We start from the raw sequence: 20044 nt of genomic DNA, 5'->3' as shown, positions 1-20044 counted from the left end.
GGCAGGGCGGGGCAGGGCAGGGCGGGGTTGGGCGATCCGGGCGCGCGCACAGCGTGCGACGGGCCATGCCCGCACCCCTGGGCAATTGCTCCGCCGCCCCATGGCCGAGGCGCCACGGCGCCACAGCGGCCCCACGATCGTTCCGTCGCGGGGCCGTCCGCCGGTCCGGGTGCGGCGGATCCGCAATCTGGCCCGCAATCGAGTCCGAGGCGGGTCTGCATCGCGCCCGCATCGCGAGTGCCCGTCGGACGGCGCATCCGGGTCCGTAGGGGGGCCAGTATCGGGAGATGGGGTCCGCAGGGGCGGCCGTATGGCAGGAGGCCCCGTATGGGAGGCCGCATGGCGGGGGCATGGGACCCGTGCCGGGGGCGCATCGGGAGGTGCCTCGGGCCGCAGCTCCGATCCTAAGGTCCGGTCCGGTCCCATGATCCTGGTCCTCCCCCCGGCCCCGTGCCCTCCGCTCAGCCCGGACCCAGGAGCCGGGCGACCTCTTCGGCCACGGCCTGGATCTGCATGTCGCTGGTCTGAGCCACCACGGCGTAATCCAGCTGCGTGTCGCGCCAGTAACCCACGCGATCCTCGCCCCAGCGGGCCATGCGCAGGGGGGCGGCGGGCATGTTCTCGGGGTGCGGGGCCAGGATCAGCGACATCCGGTGGCCGTCCGCGTCCTCATAGATGAACTGCGCCATCGGCCCCTCGCGGGTGCCCAGCATGCGGGTGCCCACCAGCTCCAGCCCCAGCGGCGCCAGCGAGGGGTGCGACAGCTTGCGGTCCAGCTTGGCGGCCACCCAGTCGAGCGCGCCTTCGGTCGCCTCGGCGGTGAATTCGACCGGGCGCAGCAGGTCGTTGGCAAAGACCTGATGCGCGCCCAGACCCTCGGCCACATAGCCGGGATAGGGGGTGGTGGCGGCGTCATGGATCCAGTGCGCGCCCCAGCCGGCGGCGAACAGCACCACACCGGCGGCGATCCGGCGCAGGCCGGCGCCCATCATCGGCCCCATCAGCCGCGCCCGCCAGCCCTGGCGCTGGAGGGCGCGGGCCAGTTCGCGCTCCAGCGCGGCGGTGCGCAGGCTGGGCGGGGCGGTGTCCAGCGCGTCTGCGGCGGCCCGGATCGCGGCGCCCTGCATGCACCAGGCTGACAGCGTGGCGCGGGCATCGGGGTCCTGCTCCAGCCGGGCCTCGACTTCGGCGGCCTCCTCGGGGGACAGCTGGCCGTCGGCGTGGGCCATCAGCAGGGCATCGAGGTCGGCATCGGCGGCGGGGATCTGGCGGGTCATGGTGTGCCCCTCTCTCTCAAGCGATCAGATGCAGCTTGCCGCGACGCAGCTCGCCCATCAGCTTGCGCAGCGCGGCCCGGCCCCGGCCCAGCCGCGACATGAAGGTGCCCAGCGGCACATCGAGGCTGCGCGCGGCCTCGGCGTAGCTCATCTCCTCCAGCGCCACGAGGAGGATGGGCTTGCGCTGCGCCTCCGGCAGCTCCTCCAGCGCCTGCAGGACCTGCGCCAGCTCGATGCGCGCCAGCGCGTCGGGCTGGGATACCGCCTCCGGCAGGTCGGGGGCGGCATCGGCGCGCACGCGCGCCCGGCGCAGGCCGCTGACATGGGTGTTGTGCAGGATGCGGAACAGCCAGGGCCGCAGCTCGGTGCCCGGCTGCCAGGTGTGGGCCGCCGCGATCGCCTTGGTCAGCGTTTCCTGCACCAGATCCTCGGCGTCGTCGGGGTTGCGCGTCAGTACCAGCGCGTACCGGCGCAATCCCTGCACATGGGTATGGATCTGTTCGGCGATGGCCACGCTGGCCCCTCCCTCTCATGGTGTAGCGGGGCTGCTGGGGCCCCGGCGGATGATCCGGGCGGGCAAGTCGGCGCGCCTTGGTGAATGAATACGTCCGGGCACGCGGTTTCATCCCCATCATCACGGCTTCGTGATGATGGGTGTGGGGAAGGCCGCGCCGCGGGATGAAACCCGGCTTTCCCGCGTTGTTGTGTCGAATGCATTGAAAAAGCGGCGGCGCAGGCCGCGGCTCCGGGGGATCAAAGGAAATGGAGATCAGGACATGGCCAACGAGGTGATCGTGCGCCCCCAGCTGCCGGTGCCCAGCCCCAGGCGATCGGTGCCGGCGCTGGTGTTCGGCACACGCCCCACCACCATCGCCAAGCGCGGCACGTTTTATGTCGTGGCGCTGGTGGTGCTGTACTTCGGGGTGATCGGCAATCTGATGCACCGCATCGACACCGACCTCGACTTCGTGCCGGTCAATGCGGTCGAGGGCGGCAGCCACGCGGTGAACATGGCCGCGGGCCTGATCAAGCGCGAGACGGTTACCCACCGCTGGATCGCCAACGATCCGGCGTTCTATCCCACGGCGTTCCTTGACAACACGCCCAATTTCCAGCGCGGGCTGATGCGCGCCGTCAGCCGCTTCACCATCGAGCTGGAGGACCAGGTCGGCCGGCTGCGCGGATCCTCGGCCATCGACCCCGACCTGGAGCGCGCGGCGGGGCTTCTGCAGTTCCCCACCGACGTGTGGTTCTTCAACTTCGAGGAGGGCTTCCTGCCGGTGCAGCCGGCCGACCACCAGTACCGCGTCGCCATGCGTGCGCTGGAGGCCTACAACGCCCGCGTCGCCGCCGGCCAGGCGGTGTTCGAAACCCGCGCCGACGCGCTGGCGGCCATCGTGCAGCGCATCGCATCCGAGCTGGGCGCGCGCGCGGCACTCACGGATGCGCATCTGCGCCGTGACAACTTCGTCCTGGATTTCGTCGCCGACGACATCTTCTACTTCAACAAGGGTGTCGCCTACGGCAACTATCTGCTGATCCGCGAGCTGGGCCGGGATTTCGCGGCCCTGATCGAGGCGCAGGGCCTGACCTCGATCTGGGTGCAGACCCTCGACAGCCTGCGCTCGGCGGCGCTGCTGCGCCCGGCGGTGGTGCTCAACGGTGGCGGCGATACGAGCGTCCTTGCCAACCACCTGCACATGCAGGGCTTCTACATCAAGCGCGCGATCCTGCAGCTCGACGAGGTTGCCCAGGTGATCCGCGTCCAGCGCTGAGGCCGCGCGGATCCGTCCGCCACGGGGCGTCTTTCGGAGGATCCGCAGGGCGCCCCGCCTGTTTCAGGGCCCTGCGGGATGCCACAGGGGGCACCGCGTCTGCGCCATCCTGTCCGCCCCATCCTGCTGCCCGCGGTGCGCACCGCCACACGGGCCTGCCCGCCAGATTCGAAGGTCCCACGGAAGGCCCTGCAGCCAAAGCCCCTGCAGCCGGCGCATGGCGGGGGCGGCCAACGCGGCGGAGGGCCGGTGCCGCATGCCAAAACCCCCCGGGTGCGGTGACACTCGGGGGGTTTTGCATTTGCCCTCGACGGCGGAGGGATCGCGATGGCGGCGCGGGTTTACGGGTTTACTCGGCCGCCATCATCCGCTGCGGGGCAGTGTCGACCACGCGCAGGACCTCGCCGGTGATCTCGCGCTCGCGGATGGCGCGGGCCACCAGGTCCTCGACATCGAGTGCGAGGGTGGCGTGGCTCATGCCTATGCGCTCCAGCTGGCGCTCGGACAGCCGACGCAGGGTGGCGATGATCGCGATGACGTCGCGCTCCTCGCACCAGTCCTCATAGGCGCCGGGCTCGCGCAGGCGGGTCCGGGCCACCAGCCCCACGGGGCCGTCCCGCCGCAGGGTCTTCACGGCGCTGCGCAGGCCGTCGGTCAGTCGTGCAGTCATGGAACGTCTCCCTCCTTGATACTGGAAAAACGCGCCCGACAGCAGTTTCATCCCGCCCGCCCCATGAAATCTCTGCCCGCCGTGCAGGATCCGCGCAGAACCATCGCCCGAGCGCATCCGGACCGCTTCCCTAACCCGCCACACTTTGATAACGCAGCGGCGACGGAGAGGTGGCCGAGTGGTCGAAGGCGCACGCCTGGAAAGCGTGTAGGCGGGAAACCGTCTCGAGGGTTCGAATCCCTCTCTCTCCGCCAATAATAAATATAAGCCATTGTTTTTGAATGAAAAGTATGAAGGTATCCGGTTCTTATGTGTCATCTTACGTGCATCCTGAGAAGAGCTTGAAAGCGCTTCTGGATCGGCGTTGATGATGTGACCGCCCACCTTGCACATCGATGCCGTCGGGGGGCGGTCACATAATCAATGCCGGATGTGGCGCTCCTCGCCAACCGCCACGCTGTCTATCAGGCCGCGCGTGAAAGGCACCCAGCACGTTGGTCAGGCAAGACGCGCAACTGGCAGACTGTCGGTGCCGTCTGGCTCAACCCCGAACGGCCCGACAGCCGGCGCGGAGGCCATGGGGGCGCCGACGCGCTCCCCCACAAAGCTGGCGGCGGCGCCCCCATGGCCGGCCAGGAACAGCGCGCAGCATGAACCATTCCCAAGCGACAACTCCCTTGACGAACACCGGACCGGCTGACCACAAGACGGGGGGATCGACGGTGTAGCACCGCAGGATTGGCTTTTGACGAATATGGCATCCATACCCGGGGACATGGTGACATGGGCATGAAATCCATCCTGTGCGTGGGGGCGGGGCTGTCGGGCGCCGTGATCGCCCGGACCTTGGCCGAGTCAGGCCATGCCGTCACCGTGTTGGAGGCGCGCGATCATGTCGCCGGCAACTGCCATACCGAACGCTGCCCCGAGACCGGGGTCTTGGTGCATGTCTACGGCCCGCACATCTTTCACACCGACGACACCGAGGTGTGGGATTACGTCAACCGCTACGAGATCTTCCGCCCCTATCGCAACCGGGTGAAGACCACCGTCGGCGGGCGGGTCTATGCGCTGCCCATCAACCTGCACACCATCAACCAGTTCTTCGGCACCGCCATGGGCCCCGACGAGGCCTTTGCCTTCATCGAGGCGCAGGCCGACACCTCGATCGTGGCCCCGCAGACTTTCGAGGAACAGGCGCTGCGCTTCGTGGGGCGCGATCTCTATGAGGCGTTCTTCAGGGGCTACACCGTCAAGCAGTGGGGATGCGCGCCCTCCGCGCTGCCGGCGTCGATCCTGCGGCGGCTGCCGGTGCGATTCAGTTACGACGACAATTACTTCTTTCACCGCTTCCAAGGAATGCCGACCACCGGCTACACGGCCATGGTCCGGCGCATTCTCGATCATCCGGGCATCGAGGTGCATCTGGAGTCGCGGTTTTCCCGGGACATGGCGGGCAACTTCGACCATGTCTTCTATTCAGGCCCTTTGGACGCGTGGTACGACTTCGACATGGGCCGCCTAGGGTACCGCACGCTGGATTTCGAGAGGTTCACCCACGGGGGGGACTATCAAGGCTGCGCGGTGATGAACTATCCGGAGGTCGATGTGCCGTTCACCCGCATCACCGAGCACAGGCATTTTGCCCCCTGGGAAGATCACGCCCTGTCGGTGTGCTACCGGGAATATTCGCGTGCCTGCGCGCCCGCTGACATCCCCTATTATCCGATCAGGCTGGTGGAGGAAAAAAAGCTGCTTGGCGCCTATGTCGAGCGCGCCGACACCGAGGTCGGTGTGACCTTCGTCGGCCGGCTGGGCACCTATCGCTATCTGGACATGGACGTGACGATCCGTGAGGCGCTGGACACCGCCCGCACCTTCCGGATCCACGACGCGCGCGGCACACGGATGCCAGCCTTCGCCGTCCGACCGATATGAGCGGCGCGCGATGTTCGACGGTCTGAAGCCCCGCAGTACCGCCAGGACGCACGCCGAGGCGACGGGCATCCCAGCGGCGGATATTGCGCCCGCCCCCGTGGCGGCCCCGGCGACGGACCGAACCCCTGATCGGGCACCGGAGATCGTGCGGCTGGTGGCGGTGGTCGTCACGTACAACCGGCTGGGACAGTTGCGCCGCACGGTGCGGCGGTTGCTGTCGGAGGGGGTGGACCACCTCGTGGTGGTGGACAACGCCTCCAGGGACGGTACGGCGGACTGGCTGGGCGGGGTGGACGATGCCCGGCTGCATGTGCACACGAGCCGGCGCAACCAGGGCGGCGCGGGTGGCTTCGAGCAGGGCCTGCGCATGGCGCGCGCGCTGTTCGATGCCGACTGGTATCTGGTGATGGACGACGACGCCCGCCCCCACCCCGGGGCGCTCGCACGGTTTCGCGGCATGGTGACGGGCGCAGCCGCGGACGCTCCCCCCGCCTGGGACGCCTTCGCCGGCGGCGTGTACTATCCCGATGGCACCATCTGCGAGACCAACCGCCCGGCGCGCAACCCGTTCTGGTGCTGGCGCAGCTTTGCGCGCACGCTGATGGGGGGGGGGCGCGCGGGGTTCCATGTCGCGAATTCCCACTACGACACACTCCACCCGATGCCCGTGGATACGGCCTCCTTCGTGGGGCTGTTCCTGTCGCGGGCCGCGCTGGACCGGGCCGATTATCCGCGCGGCGAGCTGTTCATCTATGGCGACGACGTGCTCTACACCCTGGAGTTGAGCCGGGCCGGCGGGCGCATCGGCTTTGCCCCCTGGATCGCCTTCGAGCATGACTGCACCACCTTCCGCCGCGGCCAGGGGCAGGTGCACCGCCCGCTGTGGAAGGTCTATTACAACTACCGCAATGGCCTGTTCGCCTACCGCGCCGCCGCCGGCGCGGTGCTATTCTGGCCGGTGGTGCTGATCAGCATTCCGAAATGGGCGCTGAAGCTGCGCAAATATGACCGGGACGAGCGCCCGGTCTTCCTGCGGCTGCTGGCGCTGGCGGTGCGCGACGGGATCGCCGGCCAGCGCCATCGCCCGCACCGGCAGATCCGCGCGATGGCCCGCCCGCGGCGCAGCCGCGCGGCACCCTAGCCCCCCGGCCGCGCCTCACTCCAGCCGGGCGGCTACGCCGAAGCCCTGGCCCACCAGGCCGAGGATGGTGCGCAACGAGGTCACCGGCGCCTCGGTCACAAGCACCAGATCGTCGGGCGCGATGGTGAAGTTGCGCGCGCTGAACAGCCCGTCCGCGGTGGTCAGGTCGAGCGCAAAGACCACCCGGTCGCGGTCCGGCCCGCGCACCCCCTCGGGGTCCACCGCAGCGGGCGCGTATTCGCGCAACACCAGGATGCCCCCCGGCGCGCCACGGTCACCCGACACCCCGCCGATCATCGACACCGCCTCCAGCGCGGTCACCTGCCCGCGTCCGAAGGGGATCACGTTCTGCTGGCCCGCAGCACCCAGGGCAATGAAGCGGCGGCGGTCCTCTTCCAGGCTGACGGAATCGCCGCCGCGCAGGATGGTATCCAGCCGAGGGTCGTCCTGAAGCCGCTCCAGCGCGATCCGGTGCACCCGACCGTCACGCGTCAGCCGCACTTGGGGGTTCTCCAGCCCGGCCACGCCGCCGCCCGCCGCAATCAGGTTGAGCACCGAGAAGTTGCGATCCGGCAGCGGATAGCTGCCCGGCGTCCCCACGCCGCCCAGCAGATCGACCGAGCTGCGCCGCCCGGCCCCCAGGATCAGCTGCACCTGCGCCGAGGGCAGGATGGCATCCAGCTGCTCCTGGATGCGGCGGCGGGCCTGGTCAGGGGTCTGGCCATTGACCACCACCTCCTCGAGGTAGGGCACGAAGATCGTCCCCTGCGGCGAGACCGGCAGCGCTTCGATGCGGACCTGCTTGGCCCCCTCGGGGGTCAGCAGCGAGCTGGGATCATTGTCCCACACCGTCAGGCTGATACTGTCTCCGGGACGGATCACGGGGCTGTCGGGGCCCGCGCTGCGCGGCAGCCAGGACCCCGTGTCCTGCCCGCCGGACCCCACCGACGCGGGCCAGCGGCCGATCGCGCCCAGCCCGGCACGGGTGACCTGCACCACAGCGATGTCGCGGGTATCAGACGTGCTGTTGCGCAGGATCTCGCCCTGGACCGCGGCGCTGCGCGGCAGCGTGGCGCAGCCCGCGAGCAGCACCAGCCCGGCCACCACCACCACCACCCGCAGTCCGCGCCACACCGGGCGACCACCGGGGGGACGCTGGATGCAGGGCGGAGACTGTACGCAGGGCGACGGGCCGATGCCGTGGGGAATGGACCCGCCTTGCCGTGCCTGAGCCATTGCCAATCCTGTCGCTGGGAGGCGCTTGGGCGCCTTGTATGTCTTTTGCCCGATCCGCAGCCAGTTGGTGCGCCATGGCCCCAGGATGGAGGTTTCGCGGTGGACTAGCCCGATGGCGGCACGATACAGCCCGAAAAAGTGGGGTCAACGACGCAGAGACGAGATGGGACCGACCGCTTCATCAATGCGGCACCGACGCAACGCACCGCGGTGCGCCATGCTGGCCCGGAGTGCATGAGCGCGCGCAAACGCATCGTTCCGGCCCGGGCGCTGGACCTGGTCCTGGTGGTTCTGGTGGCGCCGCTGGCGCTGCCACTGCTCGCGGTGCTGGCGGGCCTGGTCCGGCTGGTCGATGGCGCGCCGGTGTTCCACATGGCCGAACGCATGCGCACGCCGACACGCAGCTTCCGGCTCTACAAGCTGCGCACCATGCGGGTGGCGGCCGAAGCGACCGGGGTCCTGGGCGGTGACCGGGCCGATCAGGTCACCCGGCTGGGGCGGGTGCTGCGGCGCACGCGCCTCGACGAGGTGCCGCAGCTGTGGAACATCCTGCGCGGCGACATGGGCTTCGTGGGCCCGCGCCCACCCGAACGGCTCTATGTCGCGCGCTGTCCTGAGTTGTACGCCCGCGTGCTGCGCGACCGCCCCGGCCTGACCGGGCTGGCCACGCTGGTGTTCCACCGCCACGAGGAGCGTCTTCTGGCTGCCTGCCGGACGGCGGCGGAAACCGACGCGGTCTACATGCGTCGCTGTGTGCCGCGCAAGGCGCGGCTGGACCTGGTGTGGCAGCGCCGGGCCACGGCATGTGGCGAGCTGTGGCTGCTGGCCAGGACCGTGGGCGGGGTGGTGTGGCGGCGCCCCTCCCCGGGACGGGCCGGACGGCGGCGCGCGCCGCCCCGGCCCTGAGGGCGCGGCCTCCCGGCCAGTCCTCCGCGCGCCCACCGCCCGCTCACTCGTCGTCATCATCGAAGGTGACGGGATGGCGCGCGCGCCGGCGCATGTTGGCCTCGTGGTGGGCGATGGCGTCCTCGATATCGTCGTACCAGGTCAGGTGCCCGTCCTGCAGGACCGCGCCCCGGGTGCAGATCTCGCGCAGCTTGCCCATGGAGTGGCTCACCATGATGGCCCCGCTGGTCTCCAGCCGGGCCATCAGGAATGCGCGGCTCTTGGCCTTGAAATCAGCGTCGCCGACGCTGGTAACCTCGTCGATCAGATAGGTGTCGAAGGCGATCCCCATGGACACCCCGAACGACAGCCGCGCCCGCATGCCGCTGGAATAGGTGCGCAGCGGCATGTGGTAATGCGGGCCCAGCTCCGCGAACTCCTCGACGAAGTCGCTCAGCGCCTCGGTGTCGACGCCGTGGATGCGGGCCACGAAGCGGGTGTTCTGCGCGCCGGTCAGGTCGCGGTGAAAACTGCCGCGGAACCCCACGGGCCATGACACGCTGCCGTGCAGGTGGATATGCCCGGCGTCGGGCGCCAGCGTGCCAGCGATCATCGACAAAAGCGTGGACTTGCCCGCCCCGTTGGCCCCCAGCAGCGCCACCCCCGTGCGGGGCGGAATTGTCAGACTGACATTGCGCAGCGCGTGCTTCGGCTGTCCCCGGACCCAGAACGTCTTGGAGACGTTCTCGATGCGGATCGACCCCGGCGCGGGCGCGCCGGCGCCGTCCGTGCCGGTCGTGTTCCTGTGGTGCGCGCCCATGCCCCGCCCCCTGCCTCAGCGGCTGTCGCGCACGCTGTAGAACACCAGCACACCCACCGCCCAGGCAAGAAACAGAAAGAACGCCGTCAGCGCCAGAAGCTTCTCGCGCTCGGGGTAGCGGGCGCTTTCGGCCAGCGTCGGGATGACATGGGTGGCCAGATAGGTGGTGGCGCGCTGCGCGTCGGCCAGCGCCGCGTCATGCGCCGACATCGCCGAGCGATAGGCCTGCTCGGCGAACTCGCGATCCACGCTCAGGCGCTCGAACTCCGCCATGACTGTGGCGAAATCCTCGCCCGACGGCCCCCGGCCGCCGCCGATGCGGGCGCGCTCCTCGACGATGCGGGCACGGATGACCTCGATGCGCCGCTGCTGCTGGGTGATGCGGGGATCGGTCTGGCGGGTGGTCTCGCGCAGCAGGTCCAGCTCGATCAACGCCTCGGCCAGCTGCGCCTGAAGGGTGTTGAGCAGCCCCATCTGGCCCTGGATGTCGGCCGAAGGGTCGACCACCTGGCTGCGCACGCGGAACTCCGTCAGCGACTCGCGCGCCTGGCGCAGCCGCTCCAGCGCCACGTCGAGGTCCTCGCGGGCATAGCGCGTCGCATCCAGCCGAGCTGCCGCCGACAGCTCGTTGATGCGCTCGGTGCTCTCGGCAAGGATGGCGCGCGCGATGGCCTGCGCCTCGTGCGGGTCAAACGCCAGAACGCGGATCTCCATCAACCCGGTGGCGTTGTCGAAGGCGATGCGCAGCATCCGCGCCCAGTGGTCGGTGAGATCCTCGATAGTGCCCCCGGGGCGGAAGGCAAAGATCGGGTCCCGGTCCACATGGCGGGCATAAAGGCTGCGCAGGTCAAGCTGCGCGTCGATCCGGGCGACCAGCTCCTGGCTCTGGATGAACTGGTACAGGATCTCGGCGTCGCGGCCCCCGGCACCGCCGCCAGCCCCGAAACTGCCCAGCCGCCCGAGCACATCCAGCGCCGAGCTGTTGTCCTCCGAGCGCACCGAGAACGCCATGATCGAGGCGTACTGGTCCTCCGCGCGATCATAAAGATACCACGCCGCCACCGCCACCGGCAGCAGCACCAGCACCAGAAAGCTCAGCAACGCGAGCCGGTGGCGCGGGCGCAGATGCGCCGCCGGGACGGGCGGCGGCACCGTATCGGAGGCCCGGCCTGGGTCGGCGTCGGCCCTGCGCCGGTCCTTGCGGCCGCCGCCACCTCGGCCGCGGGCCTCGCGCTCGGGTGTTTCGGTAGCCTCGGGGGGTCCAGGGCGCGCGGCCGGACGCACCCGCTCCGGGCGCGCGGCGCGGCCGGGCTTGTCCGTCTCGCGCGAAGGTGACGCGTCTGCGGGCCCATCCGCATCGGTGGTGGTCTGCCCTGCCAAGCCGCCGATCTCCCGTGCCAGCTGTCCAGTGGACGGCGCGGAGCGCCCCGAACGGGGCCGCGGCGCGTCGCCACTGCCGGCCCTTTGCAGTGCCAGCCCGTTTTCACTATAGGGTCGACAGGGGCAAATCCAGAGACCGCGCCCCCGATCACGCGGACGGGACGGCCCCGGGACCGCTGGATCGGCAGGATGGGGCCAATATGACACGGGCACACCCCGATCCCTTGCGCCGCCGCCACTTCCAGCGCACCCGCAGCGTGCTGGCGCTGATGCTGCGCGAGATGTCGACACGCTACGGCCGGTCGCCCGGGGGCTATGCTTGGACCATCCTGGAGCCGGTGGGCGGGGTGGCCATTCTGATCCTGATCCTCGTGCTCGGCCTGCGCATCCGCAACCCGTCACTGGGGATCAGTTTTCCGATCTTCTATGCCACGGGCGTGCTGTCGCTGCTGTTCTACCGGCGCATCTCGGACGTGGTGGCGGGGGCGATCACCTTCTCCAGGGCGCTGCTCGCCTATCCGGGGGTGACCTTTGTCGACACCCTTCTGGCGCGGTTTCTGGTGCAGACGGTCACGGGGCTCACGGTGATGTACATCGTCTTTGCCGGCAGCATCCTGCTGTTCGAGACGCGCACCCTGCTCGACCTGCCGCAGATCCTGCTGGCGGTGGCAATGGCGGCGGTGCTGGGGCTGGGGATCGGCTGTCTGAACGCCTATCTTTTTCCCACCTTCCCGCTATGGGAGTCGTTCTGGAACATCCTGACCTTTCCGCTGTTCCTAGTGTCGGGGGTGTTCTTCATCTACGAGGACCTGCCCCCCATCGGACAGCAGATCCTGTGGTACAATCCGCTCATTCACATCACCGGGCAGATGCGGGTGGGATTCTACCCCACCTATGACCCCAGCTACATCTCGCCCGCCTATGTCTTCGCCGTGGGGCTGGTCCCGATGGTGCTGGGGCTGATGCTGCTGCGTCGGCACTACAAGCGGATCATCAACCTCTGACGCCCCCGGCACGCGTGGCCGGGGGACAGAACCGGGGGGAGCCGCAGACCCGGCTCAGCCGATCTGCTGCCAGATGCTGCCCGTGACCCAGACGAACATGATCGCCTCGTTGCGCGCCAGCGTACGGTCCACCCCGCCGACCAGCCGCAACCGGTTGTTGGCGTGCTGGAAGATCAGCGGGGCCGCGCTCGCATTGCGCACGATCACAAGGGGGATGCCGCGGCTGATGTCGGCCGTCAGCTCCGTCACCGTCGCGCCGGCCGCGATGTTGGCAAAGACCACCGTGTTCGCCCCAACCCCCAGCACGCCATTGGAAAATGTCACATTGCCCCAGACACTGAAGGTCATGCCCTTTGCCCGGGCCAGGACCCGGTCGTCGAGGTCGATGTTGCCGGTGGCGGTGAACCCCGGATGCCGCAGGTCGCCCGCCGGGACGGATCCATGCAGCTGCGCCGTGGTCAGGTCGGCGATGGCGAGATTGGCCAACGTGTTGTCCTGCACGACATTGGTGCCCAGCATGATCCGCACGCCCGCGGTTTCGCACAGGACCCCGACCTGCTGGGTCGGGGTCTTGCCGGGCTTGTTGTCGACGGTGTTGCCCTCGATGACGATGTCCTGCGCGCCCGAGGCGATGAACACCCCCGCCCGATCGCGCGCATTTGGCAGCTGCGCCGTGCCGTTGGTGCGGATCTCGCAGCCGATCAACCGGACGTCCTTGGCCGCGACATGCACGCCGCAGTGCCCGTTGTCATAGGAATCGCACCCGATCATGCCAGCGTTGCTGCTGATGGTGAACCCGCGCTCGGCATTGTTCCAGGCCTTGCAGCCCACCAGCGGGCCATCCCCCACCCGAAAACCGTGCCGGCCGTTGAACCCCGCGACCAGCTGGGAATAGGTACCGTCGCCGCCGAAGATCTCGAAGCCGTCCCCGGCATTGCCGGTCGACAGCACGTTGCGCCAGTTCATGTTGTTGCACGACAACAGCCCGACACCACCGCCATAGTCAAAGCTGCCCAGCGACACGCCCGCCTCAGCGCACCGAAAGACGCACACGTTGTCCAGCGTGACATAGGACACCCCCTCCATGCGGATGCCCCGCCCGGCGGCATTCAGATCCACCGCGGCGCGCGCAAAGTTGTTCGACCGGCGCCCGAACACGCCGATGTCGCGCATGCCCCCATGCAGCCGCTGGCGGACGGTGACCCCCGGCGCGGGATCGGCCCGGAACAGCACCAGGTCGCAGTTGGCGCCGGGCTGCAGTTCGATCAGGCTGCCGGTGATCACGGCGGAATTGGTGAAATCGCCCTCGAAGTGCCAGCCCTCGCCCCTGAGCCAGACGTTGCGCCTGACCCGGATCGTGGCGGCAATCGGGTAGCTGCGCGCGGCAAACAGCAGCTCCCCGCCGCCCTGCGCCTCCAGCCAGTCGATGGCGGCCTGGATCTGCGCGGCGCAGTCCACGCCCGGCGCCGCGCCCCAGTGCTCGGGGCGCACGCCGCCCACCGGTGCGCCGCGGGTGCCATTGGCGCTCTCGATGGCGGTGCCGGCGGCGTCACGGCGATAGGCCAGCCGCAGCCCGGCGTGCAGCACGGTCCAGCTGTCGGCGTCGGCCGGGATCTGGGCCGCCTCGAAGGCCGCGCGCGAAGCGAAGGTGCGGTTGCTGGCCTCGGCCAGCGCAGCCGCCTGTTCCGCCGTCACGGCCGCCATGGTGGCGGTGGTGGCGTGCACCCCGGACTGCACCGCCGAGGCCGAGGCCGTCTGGGCCTGCGACTGCGCCGTCGACGCGGCGGTCTGGGCCTGCCCGGCGGCCAAGGTCGCACCGGCGCGGTCGGCCTGCACCTGCACCGCGGTGTCCGCGATACCCTGGGCGCTCATCTCGGCGGCGGCGGCCGAGGTTGCGGCGGCCGTGGCGCTGTCGCCGGCCGTGCCGGCGGCGGCGGCGCTGCCGGCGGCATCGGCCGCAGCCTTGCTGGCGACCCGGGCGCTGGCGGCGGCGTCATAGACCGATTGCGGCGCCGGCAGATGCAGCAGGATATCGGCGAGGGTCGCCACCGGCCCCCCGGGCACATCGACCAGAAAAGGGGGGTATTCGCGGCCCTCAGGCGCCCGCGTGCGCACACTGTAGACGCCGGGGGTCAGCGCGACATCGATTCGGGCTTCGGGGTCGGTGAGGACCGACACCGGATGCGGCGCAAGGGTCTGCGCCCCCACGCCGCGCGCGCTCACCGGGGCGGGCAGGAACTGCACCTGCACCTCGGGCAAGGGGGAGCCATCCGGCGCCACAAGGGTGCCGGTCACCTGGCAAAGATGGAAGGTCATGGACAGAGCGCTCCTGGCTCGGCCGGCACCACGGCGCGCCGGCGGCCCGGCCGCGCCGGGGCACCGGACCGCCGCAGGGCCCGCAGGGACGCCGAGCGGCCCCGGCGGCGCGGGCGCGCAACACCGGGGCATCGGACGAGATCATGTCGAAAGGACAGGCGGGCGCGGCATGGCAAGGCCGGCCACGGTGGAGGCGGCCCGCACCGGAGCCGCGCAATGGTCGAATATCATCTGGAAACGGACAGTCGGGCCGGGGCGCAGGCGACCGGGATGCCTGATCGCCCCCTGCAAACCCAAAGCCCCAAAACGAAAAAAGCCCGCGAGGGCCATCGCGGACACATCTTTCCATTATCATACTTTTATCACGAAGGGCGTGCGGTTGTCAAGCTTTCGCACCTCCATGCCCCCCTCCAGGCAGCATCCGAACCCCTCCCACCATGGCTCCGAATTCGGGCACACCCCCCACCGGGCCGAAAATCCGCGCCGACGCGCATGGACGCATCCGCACCGCTGCCGTATCCATCGGCCAGACATCTGGCAATGACCGCGCCGAGGGGCCACACTGGCGGACCCCGTCGTCGGGCCGCACCGCAAAACCCAGAAGGGGAGCTTCGCGCCATGACCATTACGCCCGTCCTTCTGTGCGGCGGCTCCGGCACCCGGCTGTGGCCGCTGTCGCGCAAGAGCTACCCAAAGCAGTTCGTCCCCCTGGTCGGGCAGGAGACGCTGTTCCAGGCCTCGGCGCGGCGGCTGTCGGGGCCGGGCTATGCCCCGCCGCTGGTGCTGACGGGGGCGGATTTCCGCTTCATCGTCACCGAACAGCTCACCGCCGCCGGCATCGACCCCGGCGCGGTGCTGATCGAGCCCATGGGCCGCAACACCGCCCCCGCCGTGCTGGCCGCAGCCCTGTGGCTGGAGCACAACGACCCCGACACGCTGATGCTGGTGGCGCCCTCGGACCATGTGGTGCCCGACGCCGAGGCATTCCGCGCGGCGGTGGCCGAAGCCACAGCCCCCGCCCGCGCGGGTCAGATCGTGACCTTCGGCATCCGCCCCGACCGCCCCGAGACCGGCTACGGCTGGCTGGAGCTGCCCGAGGCGCTGGCGGCCGACGCCACCGCCGCCGGCCCGCTGGTGCGCTTCGTTGAAAAGCCCGATGCCGAGCACGCGGCGCAGATGCTGGCCGACGGGCGCTACCTGTGGAACGCGGGGATCTTCCTGTTTTCGGTGCGCGCAATCCTGGCTGCCTTCGAGGCGCATGCCCCCGCGCTGCTGGACCCGGTGCGCCGGGCGGTGGACGGGGCGCAGGCCGACCTCGGCTTCCTGCGGCTGGCGCCCGGCCCCTGGGCCGGGGCCGAGGACATCTCGATCGACTACGCGGTGATGGAGCAGGCCGAAAACCTTGCGGTGGTGCCCTTCGGCGCGGGCTGGTCGGACCTGGGCGACTGGAACGCGGTGTGGCGCGAGGCCGGGCCCGACGGCGACGGCAACGTCGTCTCCGAGCACGCCACCGCCATCGACTGCACCGGCAGCCTGTTGCGCTCGGAATCCCCCCGCCAGGAGGTGGTGGGAATCGGTCTGGAGGACATCATCGCGGTGGCCATGCCCGACGCGGTGCTGGTCGCGCGCCGCGGCGACGCGCAGCGCGTCAAGGAAGCCGTGTCCGCCCTCAAGGCCCGCCAGAGCCCGCAGGCGGAGTCCTTCCCCGTCGACCACCGCCCCTGGGGGTATTTCGAAAGCCTGGTCATCGGCACGCGCTTCCAGGTCAAGCGCATCGTCGTGCACCCCGGCGCGGCCCTCAGCCTACAAAGCCACCACCACCGCTCGGAGCACTGGATCGTGGTGCAGGGCACCGCCAGGGTGACGGTGGACGACACCGTGACTCTCGTGACGGAAAACCAGTCGGTCTACATCCCGCTCGGCGCCGTCCACCGGATGGAGAACCCGGGCAAGCTGCCCATGGTCCTGATCGAGGTGCAGACCGGCAGCTACCTCGGCGAGGACGACATCATCCGCTACGAGGACGTCTACGCCCGCAGCTGAGGTGCCGGGAGAGATGCGCGCCGGCTTAAACCAGCCGATGCCGCGCCAGCGCATCCCCGAAGAAGCTATGGACAGGCCGCGTCTTGTGGCCTGCCAGAATATCGAAGCCGCTGCCCAGGTCCAGCGCCACAGCACCCGAGCTGCGGGCGACATGACAGTATATCTTGCCGAAGATCCCCGCTCCCACCAGCACCAGGCACCCCCGCAGATCCCCCTCCAGCTGTCGGCAGACCGTCTCGAACACGTCCGGGTAATGCCGCCCCGGCCCAGCCCGCAGGGGTGGCTCCAACGGCACCTCGACGAACTCCACCGTCCCCTGGCCACCATGGCGCCGCGCAAAGGGCGCGAACATCTCGGAGCGGCCGCTCACAACGATGACCCGGTCGGCCAGGGCCACCAGATCGGGCAGATGGTCCAGCAACGGGATATGGACCCAGGCATGGGTCAGCAGGCTGCCGCGCAGCGCCCCCGACCGAGCCCAGCGTTCCACCTGGTCCTGCGCCCGCAAATGCCCCAGCGCGGCCCGGATGCGCCCATCGGCCAGGCAGTTGCGCACATAACCACCGATACTCGCATAGACATCGCGCGGTGGCGCCCAAGGCATGATGCCGCGGATACCCAGCACATCTGCCGCGATGGCAGCCCGCTCGAACCGCGCCGCGAAGTCCAGCGCGTCGCCAGCCCCGAGCCCGGTCCCCGCCTGCAGGCGAAAGACGACGTCGAACCACGCCAGCTCCTGCGCCGGGTCGAGGTCGGGATCACGGCACCCCAGAACGTTGCCCTCGCCGTCGCCGAGACGCAGCGTAACCACCCGGTTGCTACCGCGGTCCTTTTTCCTTGACGCGTGCGATGATGTCCGGGTCGTCGACGAAATCCTTGAGGAAGTCGCTCCAGTGTTGGGGGGAGCGCCTTGCGTCACGGAGCATGTCGCGCAGCTCCTCGATGCCATGGGCGGTGAGCACGGTGGCGCTCTCGTCGGAGCCTGTGTGGACGCTGATGATGTTTCCGTAGCAGAGGTTGTCGTCGTTGCTGACGATCGCTTCCAGCATTTCCAGATCCTCACCGAGCATCTGCGCGACGTGGTCCAGTGCGTAGACCTGTGTGACGGTGGCCATCAGGCGGCCTTGGCCTGCGGGGCGGTGCGTGGCGCCCAGTTCCAGGGCAGCAGCTCGTCGATCCGGTTGATCATGTGATCGTTGATGCGATCGAGGACGTCGGCGAGGTAGGCCTGCGGATCGAGGCCGTTCATCTTGGCCGTCTCGATGATGGTCATGGCGCGCGCGAGGGTTTCGGCACCGGTGTCGGCGCCTGCGAAGAGCCAGTTTTTCCGTCCGATTCCAATGGGCCGCAGGGCACGCTCGGCTGGATTGTTGTCTATGGCCACGCGGCCGTCCGCGAGGAACAGGCAGAACGAGGGCCAGCGGCTGAGGCCATAGCGGAAGGCGCGGGCGAGGTCGCCCTTGCCGGGGATGCGTGTGAGCTGCTGCTCGGACCAGGCACGGAAGGCCTCGACCTTGGGGTTGCTGAGTTCCTGACGCGTGGTGCGGCGGACATCGGCGGGTTGGCCGGTGATGGAGCGTTCGATGTCGTAGAGCGCCCCGATGCGGTCCAGTGCCTCGCGGGCAATCGCTGATCCCGTCGAGGTCCAGATATCATGGAAGTCGCGGCGCAGGTGCGCCCAGCATGCCGCCTCGCGGAGCTGGACGGCGCCGTCGGGCCCGGGATCGTAGAGTTTGGCATAGCCCTTGTAGCCGTCGGCCTGCAGGATCCCCTCGGTCTTCTGAAGGTGCTCGTGGACGTGTTCTTCCTTCCAGTCCGGGGCGAAGCGGTAGACGGCGCCGGGCGGCGCGGTTCCCGCCCATGGGCGCTGATCGCGGACATAAGCCCAGATCCGGCCCTTCTTCACGCCCTTGCCAAGGCCCCGGTCGCGCAGGGACCGGTCCAGGACCCGGATCGGGGTGTCGTCGGCGTGCAGCAGGTCGCTGGCCATGATCTCGGCCTCGATCCGGTCGATCAGGGGCTTGAGCACCTTCATCGCGCGCCCGCACCAGTCGACCAGCGTGCTGTCCGGGATATCCGCGCCCATGCGGGCGAAGATCTCGGCCAGCCGATACAGGGGAAGGTGATCGTCGAATTTGGAGACCAGGACGTAGGCCAGCAGCGCCGCGCTCGCCATGCTGCCCGGGATCGGGCGACTGGGCGCGGGCGCCTGCACCATCTTCTCGCAGCGCCGGCAGGACTTCTTCGGCCGCGCGATCTCGAGGACCTTCAGCTGTGCCACGACCATGTCGAGGATCTCGCTGACGTCCTCGCCCACCGGTCGCAGCTCGCCGCCACAGTCCGGGCAGCAGGGGCCGGGGTCCAGTTCGCGCCGCTCGCGCGGGGTGGCATCCGACACGCGCGGGCGGCGGCGGGGCTTGCGCCCGGCCGTCGCGCCGGCGGGCGCCGCGGGCGCGGCCTCGTCCTCGGCCGCCGGCGTGGTGTCGCCCTCGGCGGCGGCGATCAGCAGGTCCTCCAGCGCCAGCTCGAGCTGTTCGATCTCGCGCTCGACCTTCTCCGAGGATTTGCCGAAGGCCTGCTTCTTCAGCTTCGCGATGCGCAGTCGCAGCGTCTGGACCAGCTGGTCATGGGCGCGGATGGTCGCCGACATCCTGGCGTTCTCGGCCTGCAGCACGGCGATCATCGCCTTCAGAAGCGCAGGATCTTCGGGCAGGATTGCGGCGTCGGCGGACATGCCGAAAGTTACCACCGGCCACGCGTGAACGCCATGAAAACAAGGCGATCCAGCCGGATAAATCAACCCACACGGGCCGGCGGCGCGCCCCAGTCGGGCCGTCGCCAGTCGATGCCCTCCCACAGCATGGCCAACTGCGCCGAGGTCAGCCGCGCAGCGCCGTCGCCCGCGCTTGGCCACGGAAACCGGCCACGCTCGAGGACCTTGTAGTAGAGGCAGAAACCCTGGCCGTCCCAGTAAAGCAGCTTCAAGCGGTCGCCCTTGCGGCCCCGGAACGCGAACACCGCCCCGCTGCTGGGCTTCTGCCGCAGCTGGTCCTGCGCCAGCGCCGCAAGGCCCGCGATCCCCTTCCTCATGTCGGTCGCACCGCAGGCCAGATACACCCGCACCCCGGTCCCCGGCCCGATCATGCCGTCTCCAGAAGCCGCACCAGCCGCACGAGGGCCGCGTCCCCGATCCCGCCCGGACACCGCAACTGTCGGCCATTGCGCAGCATCACCGTGATCTCCGCTGAGGGCCCGCCCGGCTCCGCCGTGACTTCCGGCGCAGCCGTCATCTCCACCGGCAGGAACAGGGCTGCGTCGTCCGGAGGCCACAGCCCCTTGCGCCGCATCTCGCCCCGCCACTGGTAGATGTGCTGCCGCGTCACGTCATGGTGCCGCGCGACATCCGCCACGGTCCAGCCGTTCACCCCGACCTCGCCCAGGATCGCCAGCTTGGCCTCATCCGTCCAGCGACGCCGCCGCTCAACCCCGAGCAGCACCCCATCCCGCATCACCGCCCCCGTCGCATACGACGTCGTTGCCGACGCCAATAACGACGTAG

Annotated in this window: 18 protein-coding genes, 1 tRNA gene and 1 pseudogene; 8 read left to right on the top strand and 12 right to left on the bottom strand. The window is 69.6% G+C overall.

Annotation, left to right across the window (positions count from 1 at the left end; genetic code table 11):
• Positions 1-461: 461 nt before the first annotated feature.
• Together CCR87_RS12070 and CCR87_RS12065 are read right to left on the bottom strand one after the other, a co-directional pair.
• On the bottom strand, positions 462-1277 hold the full coding sequence (locus CCR87_RS12070; RefSeq protein ID WP_201157772.1) for an anti-sigma factor family protein: 816 nt from the start codon (positions 1275-1277) through the stop codon (positions 462-464).
• Positions 1278-1293: 16 nt separating this feature from the next.
• A complete protein-coding gene (locus CCR87_RS12065) occupies positions 1294-1791 on the bottom strand; it encodes a sigma-70 family RNA polymerase sigma factor (protein WP_201157771.1) in 498 nt (165 codons plus the stop codon).
• A 262-nt stretch (positions 1792-2053) separates the two neighbouring features.
• Between CCR87_RS12065 and CCR87_RS12060 the strand changes: the two genes are divergently transcribed.
• A complete protein-coding gene (locus CCR87_RS12060) occupies positions 2054-3052 on the top strand; it encodes a DUF2333 family protein (RefSeq protein WP_201157770.1) in 999 nt (332 codons plus the stop codon).
• Positions 3053-3401: 349 nt separating this feature from the next.
• On the opposite strand, the gene CCR87_RS12055 is transcribed toward CCR87_RS12060, so the two are convergent.
• The gene (locus CCR87_RS12055) at positions 3402-3722 is read right to left on the bottom strand and encodes a hypothetical protein (protein ID WP_201157769.1); all 321 of its coding nucleotides are present in this window, start codon (positions 3720-3722) and stop codon (positions 3402-3404) included.
• Positions 3723-3886: 164 nt separating this feature from the next.
• On the opposite strand from CCR87_RS12055, the gene CCR87_RS12050 reads away from it, so the two are divergent.
• The 4 genes and pseudogenes from CCR87_RS12050 (at position 3887) to CCR87_RS12040 (ending at position 6801) form a co-directional block, all read left to right on the top strand.
• Positions 3887-3976 (top strand) — tRNA-Ser (locus CCR87_RS12050).
• A gap of 175 nt (positions 3977-4151) precedes the next feature.
• A pseudogene (locus CCR87_RS17310) lies at positions 4152-4376 on the top strand (hypothetical protein); the annotation flags it as partial.
• 129 nt (positions 4377-4505) lie between these two features.
• Complete coding sequence (locus tag CCR87_RS12045) at positions 4506-5660, top strand: UDP-galactopyranose/dTDP-fucopyranose mutase family protein (RefSeq protein WP_201157768.1); 1155 nt, start codon at positions 4506-4508, stop codon at positions 5658-5660.
• Positions 5661-5820: 160 nt separating this feature from the next.
• Positions 5821-6801: a glycosyltransferase gene (locus CCR87_RS12040; RefSeq protein WP_338048920.1), complete on the top strand. Its 981-nt coding sequence runs from the start codon at positions 5821-5823 to the stop codon at positions 6799-6801.
• Between the two features lie 15 nt (positions 6802-6816).
• Here CCR87_RS12040 and CCR87_RS12035 read toward each other — a convergent pair whose 3' ends face one another.
• Positions 6817-7935, bottom strand: a complete 1119-nt coding sequence (locus CCR87_RS12035; RefSeq protein ID WP_338048919.1) for a polysaccharide biosynthesis/export family protein — start codon at positions 7933-7935, stop codon at positions 6817-6819.
• Between the two features lie 336 nt (positions 7936-8271).
• On the opposite strand from CCR87_RS12035, the gene CCR87_RS12030 reads away from it, so the two are divergent.
• Complete coding sequence (locus CCR87_RS12030) at positions 8272-8943, top strand: sugar transferase (RefSeq protein ID WP_201157765.1); 672 nt, start codon at positions 8272-8274, stop codon at positions 8941-8943.
• Positions 8944-8986: 43 nt separating this feature from the next.
• Here the strand turns inward: CCR87_RS12030 and CCR87_RS12025 are convergent, their stop codons facing one another.
• Together CCR87_RS12025 and CCR87_RS12020 are read right to left on the bottom strand one after the other, a co-directional pair.
• Positions 8987-9742: an ABC transporter ATP-binding protein gene (locus CCR87_RS12025; RefSeq protein WP_201157764.1), complete on the bottom strand. Its 756-nt coding sequence runs from the start codon at positions 9740-9742 to the stop codon at positions 8987-8989.
• Positions 9743-9757: 15 nt separating this feature from the next.
• Positions 9758-10894 carry a sugar transporter gene (locus tag CCR87_RS12020; RefSeq protein ID WP_201157763.1) on the bottom strand — a complete coding sequence of 379 codons (1137 nt, stop codon included), beginning with the start codon at positions 10892-10894 and terminating at the stop codon, positions 9758-9760.
• 428 nt (positions 10895-11322) lie between these two features.
• Here CCR87_RS12020 and CCR87_RS12015 point away from each other — a divergent pair, with 428 nt between their 5' ends.
• Entirely contained in the window at positions 11323-12126 is an 804-nt protein-coding gene (locus CCR87_RS12015; protein ID WP_201157762.1) for an ABC transporter permease, read from the top strand.
• Between the two features lie 54 nt (positions 12127-12180).
• On the opposite strand, the gene CCR87_RS12010 is transcribed toward CCR87_RS12015, so the two are convergent.
• On the bottom strand, positions 12181-14442 hold the full coding sequence (locus CCR87_RS12010; protein WP_201157761.1) for a right-handed parallel beta-helix repeat-containing protein: 2262 nt from the start codon (positions 14440-14442) through the stop codon (positions 12181-12183).
• A 618-nt stretch (positions 14443-15060) separates the two neighbouring features.
• On the opposite strand from CCR87_RS12010, the gene CCR87_RS12005 reads away from it, so the two are divergent.
• The gene (locus tag CCR87_RS12005; protein WP_201157760.1) at positions 15061-16485 is read left to right on the top strand and encodes a mannose-1-phosphate guanylyltransferase/mannose-6-phosphate isomerase; all 1425 of its coding nucleotides are present in this window, start codon (positions 15061-15063) and stop codon (positions 16483-16485) included.
• A 25-nt stretch (positions 16486-16510) separates the two neighbouring features.
• Here CCR87_RS12005 and CCR87_RS12000 read toward each other — a convergent pair whose 3' ends face one another.
• The 5 genes from CCR87_RS12000 to tnpA form a co-directional block, all read right to left on the bottom strand.
• A complete protein-coding gene (locus tag CCR87_RS12000) occupies positions 16511-17296 on the bottom strand; it encodes a hypothetical protein (protein WP_201157759.1) in 786 nt (261 codons plus the stop codon).
• A gap of 7 nt (positions 17297-17303) precedes the next feature.
• On the bottom strand, positions 17304-17600 hold the full coding sequence (locus CCR87_RS11995) for a hypothetical protein (protein ID WP_201157758.1): 297 nt from the start codon (positions 17598-17600) through the stop codon (positions 17304-17306).
• Complete coding sequence (tnpC, locus tag CCR87_RS11990; RefSeq protein WP_201157757.1) at positions 17600-19219, bottom strand: IS66 family transposase; 1620 nt, start codon at positions 19217-19219, stop codon at positions 17600-17602. The genes CCR87_RS11995 and tnpC overlap by 1 nt, the downstream gene beginning before the upstream one ends.
• A 62-nt stretch (positions 19220-19281) precedes the next feature.
• The gene (gene tnpB / locus CCR87_RS11985) at positions 19282-19629 is read right to left on the bottom strand and encodes an IS66 family insertion sequence element accessory protein TnpB (protein WP_201157756.1); all 348 of its coding nucleotides are present in this window, start codon (positions 19627-19629) and stop codon (positions 19282-19284) included.
• Positions 19626-19994 carry an IS66-like element accessory protein TnpA gene (tnpA, locus tag CCR87_RS11980; protein WP_201157755.1) on the bottom strand — a complete coding sequence of 123 codons (369 nt, stop codon included), beginning with the start codon at positions 19992-19994 and terminating at the stop codon, positions 19626-19628. Before tnpA ends, tnpB begins: the two co-directional genes overlap by 4 nt.
• Positions 19995-20044: the final 50 nt, after the last annotated feature.

The organism is Rhodobaculum claviforme (genome assembly GCF_016653255.1).
Classification (GTDB): domain Bacteria; phylum Pseudomonadota; class Alphaproteobacteria; order Rhodobacterales; family Rhodobacteraceae; genus Rhodobaculum; species Rhodobaculum claviforme.
The sequence above is the reverse complement of the archived record's forward strand: the minus strand, read 5'-3'. Positions and strand labels throughout refer to the sequence as shown.